Here is a 15,941-nt window from a genome sequence, read left to right as displayed (position 1 = left end):
ATCGCATCGACAGATGCGATCCGGGTGGGGGAACTCTCTCCACACGGCAGTCTGACTCGCGGCACCACCCCCACCCCGCCCTCCCCCGCAAGCGCGGGAGAGGGAGAAGAAAGAGAAGCCCCATGAAAGCCTACGTCTACGGCGCCAACGGCGCTGAAATCACCGACGTCGCAAAGCCTTCGCCAAAGGGCACGCAGGTGCTGGTCAAGGTCAGCGCCTGCGGACTCAACCGCGCCGATCTCGGCATGACCAAGGGCCATGTGCATGGCGCGGCCGGCGGCGTCGGCACGGTGCTCGGCATGGAATGGGCCGGCGAAGTCGTCGAGCTCGGGCCGGATGCCAAAGGCGTCAAAATCGGCGACAAGATCATGGGCTCGGGCGGCGCGGCGTTCGCCGAATATACGCTGGCCGATCACGGCCGGCTGTTCCGCGCGCCCTCCAACATGAATTTCGAGGAGGCCGCTACGCTGCCCGTCGCGCTCGCCACCATGCACAACGCTGTCGTGACCAACGGCGCGCTGCAGGCGGGCCAGACCGTGCTGATCCAGGGCGCCTCCTCCGGCGTCGGACTGATGGCGATGCAGATCGCAAAATACAAGGGTGCCAAACTCGTGATCGGCTCCTCGACGGATGCGATGCGCCGCGGGCGCCTGAGGGAATTCGGCGCCGACCTCGCGGTGGATTCCTCTGATCCCGGCTGGGTCGATGAAGTGCTGCAGGCAACGGGCGGCGAAGGCGTCGACCTGATCGTCGATCAGGTCTCGGGCTCGGTCGCGAACCAGAACCTCAAGGCCACCAAGGTAAAGGGCCGCATCGTCAATGTCGGCCGGCTCGGCGGCACCCATGCCGATTTCAATTTCGACCTCCACGCCGCACGCCGCATCAATTATATCGGCGTCACCTTCCGCACCCGCACCATCGAGGAAGTCCGCGAGATCTTTGACGAGGTCCGCAAAGACATCTGGCCGGCGGTGGAATCGCGCAAACTGCAGCTGCCGATCGACAAGGTTTTTCCCTTCGCCGAGATCGGCGCGGCGTTCGCGCACATGGAAGCCAACAAGCATCTCGGGAAGATCGTGGTGACGCTGTAGGACGCTTGTAGGGTGGGCAAAGGCGTTCTTCACGCCGTGCCCACCATCTCACGCTTCGATTTTGCCTATTCGAATGGTGGGCACGCTGCGCTTTGCCCACCCTACGTGCCGAGGCGCGCTGCAATGACCCCATCCACCCCCCACACCATCCACGACGGCGGCCGCTACTTCGAAGGGCCGCGCTGGCATGCGGGACGGCTGTGGTTCGTCGACTGCATGGAACGGACGCTGCTCAGCCTTGCCCCCTCAGGCGAATGCCAGCGGCACGCGAAATTCGACGACACGCCGTGCGGCCTCGGTGTGCGGCCGGACGGCAGGCTGATCGTGCTGACGATGTTTCAAAAGCGCCTGCTGGCCTTTTCCGACGGAAAGCTGTCGCCCTACGCCGACCTGTCCGACATCGCGACCGGCACGATCGACGACATGATCATCGACGGGCTCGGCCGCGCCTATGTCGGCGATCTCGGCTTCGACCTGCCGCCGCCGCCGGATCGCGGCGCGCCCGGCCGCATCATCCTGGTGATGCCTGATGGCACCAGGCGCGTGGTGGCCGAGGGATTGCGGTTTCCCAACGGCATCGCGGTCTCGCCGCAAAACGACCGCCTCGTCGTGGCCGAGATGGATGGCGCCTGCCTTGCCGATTACGACATCGCAGCCGACGGCGGTTTGAAGCTTCGCGGCCGCTTCGGCAGCATGAAATCCCCTGACGGCATCTGCCTCGACGCTGATGGCGCCGTGTGGGTCGCCGCCTTCGAGGAGGACGCCTTCATCCGGCTGGATCGCGAGGGCCGCGAATTGCAGCGCATCGAAGTGCCCGGCCGCCGGGCGCTTGCCTGCGTGCTCGGCGGACCTACGCGCAAAACCCTGTTTTGCCTGAGCGCCGCGACGTCGTACGAGGAACTGCGGCAACGGAAATCGTCGTCGCGGATCGATGCGGTCGAGGTGGAGATTCCGGGCGCAGGTCATCCCTGAGCGCGGAGCCGCGCACCGAACCAACGTTCAAGTGGGCTGAAGCTGGATCAGACCACCGGAGCGGCGATCCTTTCCTTCAGTTCGCTGCAGGTCTTGCGGACCTCCGCCGTCATCAGCGAACAGTCCTCGATCTGAACGAAGATGCGCTTGGCCTCCTCGCGGTAGCGGGCTGCGGTTTCCCTCATCTCCAGGGTCACGGCGAGCGCATCGCGGGTCATCGCCTCGCATTGCTTGACGCGCTCGATCAGTTCCGCGCCCATCGCCTCGATGTCCTTCGCGGCAGCTTCGTATTCGCGAACAATGGCTTCCGCCGTCAGCTTGCCGATTTCCGTGGCTCCCTCGCGGTGCTCGACATAATCAGGCATCGACGAGGTGTCCGCCATCGACACGGTCGGCTCATGCACCCTTGGCGGTGTGAAAATGACAGGCCGCCGCTCGTGGACCGGCGGACTTCTTCGAAACTCCGCTTCGATTTCACCCTCCAGGTCAATGACGCTGGAGATCCGTTCAACTATAGACTGTACCATCACTACTACTCCCTTTGTCCAAAAGTGAGTCTTCGTAATCGAGTTTAATCAGACTCCACCTCTTTGGGCGCTGTGCGCCCGCGCTCTTGCTTGAGGGCGAAGAGATTATCGCCAAAATTCAGGCAGTTCTACTGCAACGGATGTCTTTTGTTCACTAAACGTTCCTACTCCTGAATTGCCGACTACGTTGCTCAACTTGGGTTTCGGCGGCACTGGATTTGCAGAAGCTCCTACGCTCCCCGCGAATGCCTTGCACGCTGGCCGTGACCTTAGCGGCACGCGCTTCCCGGTTGCCGGACACGCGAAACCGCGCCCGATGCTGCCGCCGGGAACCACACCACGGGCAAGGCATTGACCTTCCATGAAAATGGCCAAGGCAATCCGTCAGCAGGCAGCCACCGCGGAGCGGGTCGCGGCGAGCGCCGTTGACGCCTATGCCGCCGAACAGATGCGATCGCTGGCGCACGCCTTTCGGGCCCAGGCAGAGATCATCAAGAAGAAGCAGAAGAAAAAGAAGAAGAAATGAGCTTTTCCATCAAAGCCAAGTGCCAGCACGGCGAACTGATCCATCGCAGGAAGACTGCCGAAGCCGCGCTCAAGAAAGCGCGGGAAATGTCGCGAACCGGCTGTTACGACATCTACATCACCACGCCCGAAGGACGCGATTACCACTCGTCCGAGTTCGCGGAGTTGCCTCGCACGCCCAAAGTGCGACCCGTTCGGAAATCGCATCCAACTCACAAGCCGGATACGCCGTGATGTGCCCGATCGATGACTCCGAATCCTTTGGCTCGCCCGCTGCGATGAGGAACCATTAGCCGGCTGATCGATTGGCTGAGAATGATCCGGAGTTCAAACCATGACCGACGACGCCCCCACTCAGCCGTTTATCTACGAAGGCCTGGATCCGCTCCCCGAATCCAAATCCACGATCGAAGAGGTCTCTGACGCCGTCAAAGGCGCGGCCAGCCGGGTCAGCGACGCCATCGAAACCGGGCGAAAACCCGGCATGCCGCTAAGCATCCTTAGCAACATTGCACGCGAAGCTCCGCTCGGATCTCTCCTGGTCGCCTTCTTGCTCGGCGTCGCGGTAGCCAGGCGACGGTGAGGAGAAAACTCATGGCCGATAAATCGACATTTACCGCCGACGAATGGAAAACGCTTTTGGAAAGCGTGATGGCGCCCGGCCTTGCCGTAACGGCCGCCGAACCAAGCGGGCTTTGGGGCCTGCTCCAGGAGAGTTTCGCAAGCGGAAAAATGCTGGCGAAGACGAAGATGGACACGGGCTCCAATCCACTGATCAAGGCCGTGGTCGATGACTTCGCAACAAGCGAGGGGCGAGCCGTGGCGCGCGACGGCTTGAAGGAAAGCCTCAGCGGCAAGAAACCGTCCGAGGTCAAGACCGCCTGCATCGAAATCCTGCAAAAAGTCGACGGCGTCCTAAGCGCCAAAGCACCCGGCGACGCAGCCGCGTTCAAGAACTGGTTGCGCGAGATCAGCCAGCATGTCGCCGAGGCATCCACCGAGGGTGGATTTCTCGGGATTGGCGGTGTCGTGGTCAGCGATACCGAGAAGGCGACGCTTGCCGAAATTTCCAGCGCACTCAAACTGCCGGCTTAAGCATCTCAATCGACCCGTTTGACCAACGGGCATTCGCTATTCGCCAGGTCGGAGTAGACCTCGCCGCTCGGAACCTTTTCAAGCACGTTGTAATACTCCCAGGGCGCCTTGACCTCCGACGGATCCTTGACCTGGACCAAATAGAAGTCGTGCACGAGCTTGCCGTCCTCGCGCACCTTCGCGCCTCTTGCGTAGAAGTCGTCAACCGGCATCGAACGCATTTTCTCCAGCACCGGATCCGTTGCATCGCTGCCAACCGCTGCAACGGCTTTCAGGTAGTGACTGACGCCTGAGTAAACCGCCGCTTGCGGCGCCGTGGGCATTGTGCCGCGTACTTTAAAGAAGCGTTGGCCGAAGGCTCTGGTTTCGTCGTCGAGCGCCCAATACCACGCCGTGAGAGTCGTCAGGCCTTTTGCGATCTTCGGGCCCATGGCATGAACGTCGGTGAGGAACATCAGCTCGGCGACGGGCTTTTGCTTGCCCGTGTTCATGCCGAACTCGTTCCATTGTTTCATCAACGTCACCAGTTGCTCACCGGCATTGGCGAAGGCGATGGCCTTGGCTCCGGACGCCTGGGCTTGCAGAATGAAGGAGCTGTAATCCGCGGTGCCGATCGGGTGATACACGGCGCCGAGCGACTTGCCTCCTGTTGCCGCGAGCACGCGCTGCGACTCCAGCACCATGTTCTTGCCGAACGCGTAGTCGGCCGCAATGAAGAACCACGTATCGTAGCCCTGTGCGATCAGCGTACGGATCGGCCCCGACACCAGATTGTAGGAATCGTGAAGCCAGGCCAGGCCGTTCCGGGAACATTGCTTGCCGTTGAGCTCGGTGGTTGCCACGGCCGAATAGACCACAATCTTGTTCTTGTCGCGGGCCAGTGACTGGATGGCGAGGCCAACGGCCGAGTTGGACACGTCGGCGACCATGTCGACGCCATCGACGTCGAACCATTTCCGGACAATGCCGACGCCGATATCAGGCTTGTTCTGGTGGTCGGCGGCGATGATCTCGACCTTGATCGACGGTACCAATTTTTGAAAGTCTTCCGCCGCCATTTTGGCGGCAGCAATCGAACCTGGCCCGCTCAAATCAGACAATGGCCCGGTCTGGTCATTGATGATGCCGATCCGGACGACGCCACCGGAGAGTTCGGCCGCGCGAGCGACCGGCAAAAATCCGATCAGTGCCCCGGAGAGCAAAAGCGCAGCGACCTTGAACATCATTCTTCCCAAGTTCACTCGGCCGTTGCAGATCATGTGAGTATCTTTCCAAAAATGATGCCAAGTTTCCGGCCGTAACCGCTCATGCAGCCGTCATTGTTTTCGATTTGAGCTTCAAGGCAGCCTTCTGGACCGCCGCCGCGCGCTTGCGAAGCCAGGGTTCGGCCTCACGGCGCATTTGGGCAAGCATCTCGGGCGGCGCATTCTGCACGGTGATATCGAACGGCGGCTGCGGTTGGTATTCCAGCATGAGCTGGAGTTTCTTCGCGACTTCTTCGCCGCAGAGCTCGGAAGCAACCTGGAAGCCGAAATCAATTCCGGCGGTAACGCCACCGCCGGAAATCCGGTTACGGTCGATCACGACGCGTTCGTCGACCGCGATGGCGCCAAAGGCGGCAAGCTGCTCACTCATCAGCCAATGGCAGGCCGACTTGTATCCGTCGAGCAGGCCGGCGGCGCCGAGGATCAGGCAGCCCGCGCAGACCGAGGTGACGTAGCGCGCCGATCCACCCTTGTCGCGAACGAACGCAATCACCTCATCATCATCAAGGAAATCCACCAGCCCCGGGCCGCCGCCGATGCAGAACACATCCAGGTCCGGGCAGTCGGCAAAAGTCGTGGTCGGCAGCAGCGGCAGGCCGACGTCGCTGATCACAGGTTCGATCCGCTTCCAGAGCAGATGCATGCGAACGTTCGGAAGGCGGGCAAAGACTTCGAAAGGTCCGGTGACATCCAGTTGGGTCATCCCGGGAAAGAAAAGAAGTCCGATCTCGATCGGCTTGCCAGACATGCTGCACCCCTCTGTTGAACAAGAGGATGTTGACAGGCGAGACCGTTTGCCGAAATGTCAGAATACACGCATTTCCTGCCAAAACCTCACGAAGAGACTTCCTGACAAGGCCGCTCATGGCTTCGACCGCCCGCCGTCTGGTCTTCGTCCTGTTCGAGGATTGCCTGCTGCTCGACTTTGCCGGGCCGCTGCAAGCCTTTGAGTTGGCCTGCGAAACATCAGAGGCCGGCCGCGCGCCCTATGTCTGGCAGATCTGCTCGTTAAAGGGTGGTCCGGTCAAAACCTCGTCCGGCCTGGAGGTGATGACTTCAGCCCTCTCCGACTGCGACCGCACCGATATCGACACCCTCATCGTCGGTGGCGGCCCCGGCGTTCATCGCGCCGCGGCGGAGGCCGCACTGGTCGACTGGTTTCGTCTGGCGGCGCCGAGCGCAAGGCGCGTCTGCTCCGTCTGCACCGGCACCTTTGTTCTGGCTGCCGCCGGCCTGCTTCACGGGCGGCGCGCGGTCACCCATTGGGGCTCCTGCGAGATGCTGAGGGCGCAATACCCTGATGTTTCGGTGTTGGTCGATCCGGTCTTCGTTCACGACCGCGGAGTCTGGACGTCAGCGGGCGTGACGGCAGGCATCGATCTGGCGCTCACCTTGCTGGAGGATGATCTCGGGCACCGCGAAGCCATGCGTATCGCACGCCGCCTGGTCGTGTTTCTGAAGCGCCCCGGCGGACAGGCCCAGTTCAGCGTGCCGCTGTCACTGCAATCGTCCGAGGACACGGCGTTCGAAAACATCTCAACCTGGATGCAGGACAATCTCCGCCGCGATTTGCGCGTCGAGAGTCTGGCCGAGCGCGTGGGCATGAGCCCCCGCACCTTCGCGCGCGTGTTTCGGCAAAAGACCGGCCGGACGCCGGGCAAGGCCGTGGAAGAGCTTCGCGTCGAGGCCGCCCGCAGGGCGCTGGAAGAATCCGCAGCCCCCATCAAGGAAATCGCCGCGCGCGCGGGATTTCAAAGCGAAGAGCATTTGCGGCGGGCGTTTCGGCGGAGGCTGAATGTGTTGCCGCAGGATTATCGGGTGCGGTTTTATCGGGGGGAGAGGCAGTGAGCGGTGGGGCGGATCAGCGGCTTGTCAGCCCGACGCGCAATGCCAGAAGTGTCGATGCAGGATAGGTTCGTGGATGAAACGCCAGATCGAGATTCGACCCGCGACGGAAAGCGACATCCCCACCATCGCAAATGTTCTCGTTGATACCTGGCGATCGACGTTTCGCGCCTTGCTCCCTTCGGATTTTTTGGACGGCATGTCTCACGCCCGCCAGTCAGAAAGACATTTGCGGATGTTTCGAAAGCCCGAGGCCATCTACCATGTGGCGACCGATCCCCAGGGCCACATCGTCGGGTTCGCAAGTGGCGGGCCCACCCGGCATCCCGACTTTCAGTACCAGAACGAACTTTATGCGATCTATGTGCTGGATTCCCATCAAGGGTCGGGCGTCGGAACGACACTGTTTCGGACGCTGGCGGGCGATCTCCACCGGTCAGGCAGAACCGGGCTAATCGTGTGGGTGCTGATCAACAATCCCAATCGTCGTTTCTACGAAAGCCATGGCGGAACGCTGATCGGACGCCAGCCGATTACCCTGGGTTCTGCTACCATCGAAGAGCTCGCTTACGGCTGGGACGACGTCCTTGCGGTGCGTGATCAATCCTAAACCAGGACCCGCCGGGCGAATTGCTCCCTTGTCCGCTGTGTGTGAACAGCGAAGCCGGAAAATCTTTCCGTTTTCCAGAAATTTTCCTTGACGCCACCCCCAAATCACCTGCACACCTCACCCATCCCGCCCCAATGAGAGGGGCGCTCGCGAACGTCACGAACGTGGGACGGGGCGCGGTGGACGCGGCAGCGTCGCGCGCGATAGGTGGCTGCAGGGTGAGATGAACCTCATGAGCGGCGCGCAGGACGAGCGATGCCAACGCCCGAATGGACCTGAAAGCGAAGACGGGCCGTGCCCGGCGAAGCCAAAGGCGAAGACGGGAGTGCTGCGTACGGCAAAACCGTGTGGTCCTGGCACCCGTTGCTGGTGTCAAGTTTGCGGAGGCAAGTCGAACCCGACCGGGTCTCGATGAGCCGTCAATTCGCAGACGACGGTGACAAAAAGGAACTCGTCACCGGGGAGAGCACGGCATAAGCCGTAAAGCCATTGCGCAGGGAATGTCGGATCGCCTCCGCTGCCCTGTATGCTCGTGTGCACTTTCCTTTGTGCAAACCGCACACGAGACCGCGGGTGCAGCGTGCATCCGGCATTCCCTGCGCCCTCTGTTGCGAGGGCGGGAAGATTTCAAGCAAGGCTCGGGCGCAATGCGTCGCGAGATCGCGGAGCCTTATTTTGCCGTCGTCCCTGCGAACGCAGGGACCCATAACCACAGGACATCATGATTACGCGAGATCGTCGAACAGCGCCCTTCACAATCGGCGACACGGCGTATGGGTCCCTGCGTTTGCAGGGACGACAAAACGGATAAACCACCGCAATGACGGCTCTCTTAAATCGGAACAATTCGCAACAAACCTGCTTCTGCAAACCAGTTGCGACTGGCGCTGTGGATGGGCGCTTGATGTTGACGGACGCCCTGCTAAACCGCCGCTCATGACATTAACCCACGCCCGCGTTTCCAGCCTCAAGACCAACGTCGCCGCGATCTCGATTTTTGCCAGCGCCGGCATGGCCGCGGCGAAATTCGCGGTCGGGATTGCGATCGGCAGTCTGGCGCTGATCTCGGAGGCCCTGCACTCCTCGGTCGACGTGGTCGCGACCATCATCACCTGGCTGGTGGTGCGCGTTTCCGACCAGCCGGCCGACGCGGAACATCATTACGGCCACGGCAAGTTCGAAAGCCTGTCGGCGCTGTTCGTCATCGCTCTGCTCTATGTGCTGGCCGGCGGCATTCTGGTGGAATCCTGGAGCCGCCTGCGCGACGGCGCGCCGCCGCCGACGCTCTCGGCCATTCCCTTCGTGGTGCTGGTGATCGACATCGGCGTGAATTTCTGGCGGGCGCGGGCGCTGCATCGCACCGCGCGCGAAACCAAGAGCCAGGCGCTGGCCGCCGACGCGCTGCATTTTGCCTCCGACGTGCTGGGTTCGATCGCCGTCATTATCGGCCTCGTGCTGACCGGCTTCGGCTATGCCTGGGGTGACACGGTGGCGGCGATCGCGGTCGCCGTGATGATATCGCTCTTGGGCTTGCGGCTCGGACGATCCACCATCGAAACGCTGCTCGACCGCGCGCCGGAAGGCGCGGCGGAAAAAGCCACCGCGGCCATCCGCGCCGTGCCCGGCGTGGTCGGCGTCGAACGGCTGCGCGTGCGCATGGTCGGGCCGACCCATTTCATCGACGCCATCGTCAACGTGCCGCGCACCTACCCGATCGACCGCGTCGAGGCCATCAAGCGGATCGCGCAGGCGGGGGGTGAGCCAGGCGCTCGGCGACGCCGATCTGACGTTCACGGCGGTGCCGGTAGCGCGCGACAATGAGAGCGTCCGCGAGCGCATCATGGTGATCGCGCGCAATTCCGGCCTCGCGGTCCACCATGTCACGGTGCACGATCTCGGCGGCCGGCTGACGGTCAGCATCGACCTCGAGGTCGACGGCGAGATGGCGCTGACCGCGGCGCACGACATCGCCCATGAACTGGAGCGCAGCATCCGCGAGGATTTTGGCGAGGATGTCGAGGTCGATACCCATATCGAGCCACTGGAACCGGAACTGCCCCACGGCACCGACGCCTCACCCGAACGGGTGGAAGTCATCAAGGCGGCGCTGACGGGCTTCGCGGCCAATGGCGCCATCCACGACATCCATAATGTGCGGGTGCGCGACACCGACGCCGGCGAAATCGTCAACTTCCATTGCCGCGCCGCGCCCTCGATGAGCGTCATCAAGGTGCATGAGAACGTCGACGAGATCGAGCGCGCGCTGCGCCGCGCGTTCCCGACCATCAAGCGCGTGATCAGCCACGCCGAACCGCCATATTTGTGATTTTTGTTTTGACGCGTTTTCTTCACGCGAACCGGCACCCACTTCGCTCGAAAACGCTATGGCCGCGTAGTACTACGGACGCGTTCCTGTTTCGGACTCTTTTTGGAGTCCCCGATTCCCCGTTGGACAAGATTTATTTGATATTAACGAATCGTTGACTCTCGACAGCCCGGGAAAAACGGATTCAAATCGCTGTGATTCGGAAGTCGAGGGCTCTTCCGAAACGATGTGCAAAAATGAATTTTCGGTGGGGGTCTATTAGCATGGCGCGCGCGCATGCGGCGAACGCGTGTGTCCAATCCGATTCGATCAAGGGATTGGCGCAATCGATCGCAAAACCGGCGTACCACAGGCTGCTGATCGCCGAGCCGGCGCTGCGACGCGCCGTGCCGACCCTGATCATCGCCTTCCTGATCACGATCTGCCTCGGCGCGGTCGTGCAGGTGATCGACCAGACCCGGCAGAAGCGCGCCGCCATGAAGCGCGACCTCGCCGCCGTCACCGACCTGATGGCCGAACGCATCGATCGCCTCGCCTCCGTCCGGCAGGATCGCGCCCTCACCATCGACCGGCTGCAGAGCCTGCTGCCCGAACTCATTCCCTCCTGGGGCAACGCGACCGGCCGCCATTTCATCATCACCGGGGTGGAGCATCGCGTGCTGGCGCGGATTCCGGTCGAGGGCCTCAGCGGAAGCGACCGCGTGCTCGACGTGATCTCCACCGCGCAACTGCTCGCCGCGCCGGCTCAGCAGGGAATCATCAACGACATGACGCTGCCGAGCGGCAACGGCGCGCTGGCGATTTCGCGGCTGGTCAAGTCGCTGCCTGGCCAGGTCATCGTCATCCAGGAGAAGAACGATCCGCTGTGGGGATCGGACGCGGCGCTGTCGATGACGCTGTCCGCCACCACCGGCTTCGTCGTGCTGATCCTCGGCTTTGCCTTCCACTGGCAATCGACCCGCGCCCGCGAGGGCGACCTGATCAATGACGCGGTGCGCGGCCGGATCGACACCGCGCTCAACCGCGGCCGTTGCGGCCTGTGGGACTGGGACCTGTCACGCGGGCGCATTTTCTGGTCGCAGTCGATGTTCACGATGCTCGGGCTCGACTCCCGCAACGACCTGCTGACGTTCGGCGAAGTCAACGCGCTGGTGAAATCCGACGACATCGACCTGTTCGCGATCGCCGATCAATTGATCTCCGGCAAGCTCGACCATATCGACCAGACCTTCCGCATGCAGCACACCGGCGGTCACTGGATCTGGCTGCGGGTGCGCTGCGAACTCAGCCAGGCCGCCGCCGACTCCGGCCTGCATCTGATCGGCATCGCGGTCGACATCACCGAACAGAAGAGCCTCGCCGAGAAAACCGTCGAGGCGGATTTGCGGCTGCGCGACGCGATCGAGACCATTCCGGAAGCCTTCGTGCTGTGGGATGCGGAAGACCGCCTGGTGCTCTGCAACTCGCATTTCCAGCGCCTCCACAAACTGCCTGACTCGGCGGTGACATCAGGCACCTCCTATGAAACCGTGATCGAAGTCGGCAGCATGCCGGAGGTCCGCACCCGACTGCAGGAGACCGGCGCGCAAGCGCCGGGAGCGCGCACCTTCGAAGCCCAGCTCGACGACGGCAGCTGGCTGCACATCAGCGAACGCCGCACCAAGGACGGCGGCTACGTCTCTGTCGGCACCGACATTACCCGCATCAAGGAACACGAGCAGAAGCTGGTCGAAAACGACGCCCGGATGCGCGCCAACGTGCTCGACCTAAAGCGCTCGCAATCCGAACTCGCCGACCTCGCCGAAAAATACTCGCAGGAACGAACCCGCGCCCAGGAAGCCAACCAGGCGAAATCAAAGTTCCTCGCCAATATGAGCCACGAACTGCGCACACCTCTGAACGCCATCATCGGTTTCTCCGAGATCATGGGCAGCGGCATGTTCGGCGTGCTCGGCTCCGACAAATACCAGGAGTACTGCCACGACATCCTGACATCGGGAAAATATCTGCTCGAAGTCATCAACGACATCCTCGACATGTCGAAGATCGAGGCCGGCCGCATGAAGCTCGACATGGAGCCGCTCGACCTGTCGAACATTCTGGCGGAGTCGCTGCGCGTGGTGTCCGGGCGCGCCGAGGACAAGCATCTGACGCTGGACGCCGATATCGAAAGCACCATCTCGGTCATGGCCGACCGCCGCGCGGTCAAGCAGATCTTCGTCAACCTGCTGTCGAACGCCGTCAAGTTCACCCCCGACGACGGCCGGGTCACCGTGCGCGGCCAGGTGCTGAACGACTCCATCGTGCTGATGATCGCCGATACCGGGATCGGCATCGCCCCGGACTCGCTGCGCCGGCTGGGCAAGCCGTTCGAGCAGGTCGAGAGCCAACTGACAAAAACCTATCAGGGTTCGGGCCTCGGGCTCGCGATTGCGAGATCGCTGACCAGTCTGCACGGCGGAACGATGCGGCTGCGTTCCAAGCTCGGCGCCGGAACGGTGGTGCGGATCAGGCTGCCGCGCGAGCCGCAACAGCCGAGCGCAAAGCTGTCGGTCGCGGCGTAGCCGGCCTCAAGCCGATTCCAGCGTCGGCGCGACTTCGCGGGCGATCTGCACCAGGGCTGCGATCAGCGGCGTCATCGGATCGCGCTGCGGGACCACCATGCCGATGCTGTAATCGACCACGGGATCGACGATCGGAATGCTGCGGACGGTGTCCGCGAGCCCCAACGTCTCCGCCAACTTCGCCGGCATCACGCTGGCCCAGCGTCCGGTCTTGACGTGGGTATAGAGCACCAGCAGCGAGTTCGACGTCAGCGTCGGCATCGCCTCGGCGCCGACCGACGTCAGCGCGCGGTCGATGATGCGACGGTTCTGCATGTCCGGCGTCAGCAGGCACAGCGGCACCTGGCCGACTTCCTTCCAGGTGACCTGCTTGCGATCGCCGAACATCGCATCCGGCGCCGTCAGCAGGCGGTAGCTCTCGTTGTAGAGCGGAATGGTGCGAACCTTGCCGATCGGCTCGTTCTCGATATAGGTCAGCCCGGCGTCGACCTCGAGATTTTCCAGCAGCCCCAGCACCTCGGCCGAGGTGCATGACCGGATCTGGAAACGCACATCGGGATGGCGCGCGCGGAACGGCGTGGTGAGTTGCGCCACCATGCCGAGCACGGTGGGAATTGCCGCCAGCCTGATCTCGCCGGAGAGCTTGTCCTTGAGACTGTTGATCTCCTGCCGCATGGCCCGGGTGTCGCCGACGATCCGCCGCGCCCAGTCGAGCGTGCGTTCGCCCTCGGGCGTAAAACCCTGAAAGCGCGAGCCACGCTGCACCAGCATGACGCCGAGGATTTCCTCGAGCTGCTTGAGGCTCGTCGACATGGTCGGCTGGGTGACGCCGCACGCCTCGGCGGCGCGTCCGAAATGCCGCTCCTTTGCGAGCGCCAGCAATAGTTCAAGCTTATCGAGCAAGAAGAGCCTCGGTGAATCTGGTCGGTTAACCCCATGGTCCCGCGGTGACAAATACCACGGCCACCGCTGGACCCATACGTCAAAGCCGAGCTCCGATCACGCGGTTTCGGCGCTCATTGGATACTGATATCGCCCGATTTTCAGGGCTTATCGGGCGAGCGGCATGGAACGGGTTCCCTATAATTTGGAACAATTCCAATTCCGATAAGGGCGCGGGGCCGGCCGTCATTTCGCCTGCCCGCGCCCCTTCGGCCGGAGTGCGACCCACGGCCTCAGGTCCGGTACCGGACATTGCCTTGCGCCGCCGGCTGGCCAGAACTATTTATGGTGATCGAATTTCGGCCGACCGACTTGGCCCCGCCCATAGTGCGCGTGACTGACGAGCCTCAGCCCATTCTCGACCAACATCGTCGGGCCCCTCAGCGGGTCTTTAACCGGTGGATGCGATCATCACCCTCGCCCATCAACCGTGAGTCATGCCCGGCAGCGGCCGGCATGCGCCAGGGAGCCAAGTACGCACTTCATGACCGACAAGCCAGACAATGCCGACGCCCAAACCGCCGACGCGCATGACGACATCATGTACCCGTCCGCGCTGCCGTTCATCGTGCTGCACCTCAGCGCCTTTGCCGCGTTCTGGACCGGCATCACCTGGCAGGCGGTCGCGATCTGCCTGACGCTGTACTGGCTGCGCATGTTCGCGATCACGGCGGGATATCACCGCTACTTCTCGCACCGGTCCTATGCGACCAGCCGGCTGTTTCAATTCGTGCTGGCGTTCCTGGCCCAGAGCACCACCCAGAAGAGCGTGTTGTGGTGGGCCGCCAAGCATCGCCACCACCATCTGCATTCCGATACGCAACATGACGTGCATTCGCCGCGCCACAAGGGCTTCTTCTACAGCCATGTGGGGTGGATTTTTTACCGGCAACACGACCTGACCGATCTGGTCAAGGTGGCGGATTTCGCGGCCTTTCCGGAATTGAGGTTCCTGCACCGGTTCGAGCAGCTGCCGAGCGTGATCCTCGCGATCATCTGTTTCCTGATCGGCGGATGGTCCGGCCTCGTGGTCGGTTTTGTCTGGAGCACGGTGCTGCTCTATCACGCGACCTTCTGCATCAACTCGCTGGCGCATGTTCACGGCCGCAAGCGCTACGTCACCGGCGACGATTCCCGCAACAACTGGCTGCTGGCGTTCTTCACCATGGGCGAAGGCTGGCACAACAACCACCACGCCTACCAAAGCAGCGCCCGCCAGGGTTTTCGCTGGTGGGAAATCGACGTCACCTTTTACATGCTGAAGGCGCTGTCTTTCGTTCGCGTCGTCCGGGACCTGAAGACGCCGCCCGCCGAGGTGCTGCGCAACGAGCAGCGGCTCGGTTCGCGCGTCATCAATCGCGCCGCCGACGAACTCGTCGCCTGGTTCAATCCCGAGCGGATTGCGCTCGCCGTTTCATCGGCGCTGCACTCGTCCGAGTTGGTGGCGTTGCAGGAGACGCTGAGCCAGGCCCGGTCGCAAACGGCCGAGATATTGGCGTCCTTCCATCCGAGGATTCCGACGCGCGACGAATTGCTGGCGCAGGCGCAGGCCATGTTTGCGCGCACCCGCTCGCTCGACGAGATCGTCGATCGCGCGCACCAGCTCCTGCTGGGCGCGGTCGGCTCGCAGCTGATTGCGGTGCGGGCTTAGGAAAAAGCGGCGGAATGGATTGGGCTCCATTCCGCCTGCGAGCCGTTCAAACCGTCAAAATCCAATGGGGCCGAGCGCCCTGACTGAATCCATCGTCAGATAGCCGGGAAACGGCTTCCACCAATCCGGCGCACCGGTGCCGGTGCCGCCAGTGGTGGTGGTGGTCGTCGGCAGCTTATCAAACGCCGATTTCAAGCCGCCTCCACTGATCACACCCAATTCGTCGATGCTCAGTTCATGATTGACCTTGGTCATGGCAAGTCTCCATCCGTTGGCGCAAGCGATCATCGCGCGTTGTGATCGCAACGTATGCCGGCTAAGCAAACTCCTCCGTGACTGTCGTCACGTGAGCGCCGCCGCGCGGGCCTAGGACAGGCTCCGGGGCCATCCGCCGACCAGCAAAGCGGCGGAATAGTTTCCGCCTTCCATCTCCGCCCGTCGGGCTATGGCGAGGCAAGTCGCTGTTACGCTCGGCACAAAAGTTCCGACATCCATGGTGCGCGGTCAAAAACATTCTGGCTTGCGTGA

At 62.5% G+C, this 15,941-nt stretch carries 15 protein-coding genes and 1 pseudogene; 11 read left to right on the top strand and 5 right to left on the bottom strand.

The window, feature by feature from the left end:
- Positions 1-122 precede the first annotated feature (122 nt).
- A complete protein-coding gene (locus ABIE49_RS34670) occupies positions 123-1,091 on the top strand; it encodes a zinc-binding dehydrogenase (RefSeq protein WP_192734332.1) in 969 nt (322 codons plus the stop codon).
- A gap of 123 nt (positions 1,092-1,214) precedes the next feature.
- Positions 1,215-2,063 (top strand): SMP-30/gluconolactonase/LRE family protein, encoded by an 849-nt coding sequence (locus ABIE49_RS34665; RefSeq protein WP_192734331.1) that lies wholly within the window; start codon positions 1,215-1,217, stop codon positions 2,061-2,063.
- Positions 2,064-2,110: 47 nt separating this feature from the next.
- On the opposite strand, the gene ABIE49_RS34660 is transcribed toward ABIE49_RS34665, so the two are convergent.
- Positions 2,111-2,590, bottom strand: a complete 480-nt coding sequence (locus ABIE49_RS34660; protein WP_192734330.1) for a hypothetical protein — start codon at positions 2,588-2,590, stop codon at positions 2,111-2,113.
- Between the two features lie 361 nt (positions 2,591-2,951).
- Between ABIE49_RS34660 and ABIE49_RS34655 the strand changes: the two genes are divergently transcribed.
- The 4 genes from ABIE49_RS34655 to ABIE49_RS34640 all read left to right on the top strand — a co-directional run bounded on the left by ABIE49_RS34655 (position 2,952) and on the right by ABIE49_RS34640 (position 4,210).
- Complete coding sequence (locus ABIE49_RS34655) at positions 2,952-3,116, top strand: hypothetical protein (RefSeq protein WP_192734771.1); 165 nt, start codon at positions 2,952-2,954, stop codon at positions 3,114-3,116.
- Positions 3,113-3,349, top strand: coding sequence for a hypothetical protein (locus tag ABIE49_RS34650; protein ID WP_192734329.1), 237 nt, complete (start codon positions 3,113-3,115; stop codon positions 3,347-3,349). The genes ABIE49_RS34655 and ABIE49_RS34650 overlap by 4 nt, the downstream gene beginning before the upstream one ends.
- Before the next feature lie 100 nt (positions 3,350-3,449).
- Positions 3,450-3,698 (top strand): hypothetical protein, encoded by a 249-nt coding sequence (locus tag ABIE49_RS34645; RefSeq protein ID WP_192734328.1) that lies wholly within the window; start codon positions 3,450-3,452, stop codon positions 3,696-3,698.
- A gap of 11 nt (positions 3,699-3,709) precedes the next feature.
- Positions 3,710-4,210 carry a hypothetical protein gene (locus ABIE49_RS34640; protein WP_192734327.1) on the top strand — a complete coding sequence of 167 codons (501 nt, stop codon included), beginning with the start codon at positions 3,710-3,712 and terminating at the stop codon, positions 4,208-4,210.
- A 5-nt stretch (positions 4,211-4,215) separates the two neighbouring features.
- On the opposite strand, the gene ABIE49_RS34635 is transcribed toward ABIE49_RS34640, so the two are convergent.
- Positions 4,216-5,433 carry an ABC transporter substrate-binding protein gene (locus tag ABIE49_RS34635; RefSeq protein WP_354067124.1) on the bottom strand — a complete coding sequence of 406 codons (1,218 nt, stop codon included), beginning with the start codon at positions 5,431-5,433 and terminating at the stop codon, positions 4,216-4,218.
- Positions 5,434-5,515: 82 nt separating this feature from the next.
- Positions 5,516-6,223, bottom strand: a complete 708-nt coding sequence (locus ABIE49_RS34630) for a DJ-1/PfpI family protein (protein ID WP_192734325.1) — start codon at positions 6,221-6,223, stop codon at positions 5,516-5,518.
- A gap of 116 nt (positions 6,224-6,339) precedes the next feature.
- Here ABIE49_RS34630 and ABIE49_RS34625 point away from each other — a divergent pair, with 116 nt between their 5' ends.
- The 4 genes and pseudogenes from ABIE49_RS34625 (at position 6,340) to ABIE49_RS34610 (ending at position 12,820) form a co-directional block, all read left to right on the top strand.
- Positions 6,340-7,323, top strand: coding sequence for a GlxA family transcriptional regulator (locus tag ABIE49_RS34625; RefSeq protein ID WP_192734324.1), 984 nt, complete (start codon positions 6,340-6,342; stop codon positions 7,321-7,323).
- A gap of 73 nt (positions 7,324-7,396) precedes the next feature.
- On the top strand, positions 7,397-7,930 hold the full coding sequence (locus ABIE49_RS34620; protein ID WP_192734323.1) for a GNAT family N-acetyltransferase: 534 nt from the start codon (positions 7,397-7,399) through the stop codon (positions 7,928-7,930).
- A gap of 936 nt (positions 7,931-8,866) precedes the next feature.
- A pseudogene (locus ABIE49_RS34615) lies at positions 8,867-10,256 on the top strand (cation diffusion facilitator family transporter).
- 263 nt (positions 10,257-10,519) lie between these two features.
- Positions 10,520-12,820, top strand: coding sequence for a sensor histidine kinase (locus ABIE49_RS34610; protein ID WP_192734321.1), 2,301 nt, complete (start codon positions 10,520-10,522; stop codon positions 12,818-12,820).
- 6 nt (positions 12,821-12,826) lie between these two features.
- Here ABIE49_RS34610 and ABIE49_RS34605 read toward each other — a convergent pair whose 3' ends face one another.
- Positions 12,827-13,723, bottom strand: a complete 897-nt coding sequence (locus ABIE49_RS34605) for a LysR family transcriptional regulator (RefSeq protein ID WP_192734320.1) — start codon at positions 13,721-13,723, stop codon at positions 12,827-12,829.
- A gap of 523 nt (positions 13,724-14,246) precedes the next feature.
- Here ABIE49_RS34605 and ABIE49_RS34600 point away from each other — a divergent pair.
- The gene (locus ABIE49_RS34600) at positions 14,247-15,413 is read left to right on the top strand and encodes an acyl-CoA desaturase (RefSeq protein ID WP_354067123.1); all 1,167 of its coding nucleotides are present in this window, start codon (positions 14,247-14,249) and stop codon (positions 15,411-15,413) included.
- 54 nt (positions 15,414-15,467) lie between these two features.
- On the opposite strand, the gene ABIE49_RS34595 is transcribed toward ABIE49_RS34600, so the two are convergent.
- A complete protein-coding gene (locus ABIE49_RS34595) occupies positions 15,468-15,668 on the bottom strand; it encodes a hypothetical protein (RefSeq protein ID WP_192734319.1) in 201 nt (66 codons plus the stop codon).
- Positions 15,669-15,941: the final 273 nt, after the last annotated feature.

Origin of the sequence: Bradyrhizobium sp. OAE829 (assembly GCF_040546575.1) — a bacterium.
Classification (GTDB): domain Bacteria; phylum Pseudomonadota; class Alphaproteobacteria; order Rhizobiales; family Xanthobacteraceae; genus Bradyrhizobium.
The sequence above is the reverse complement of the archived record's forward strand: the minus strand, read 5'-3'. Positions and strand labels throughout refer to the sequence as shown.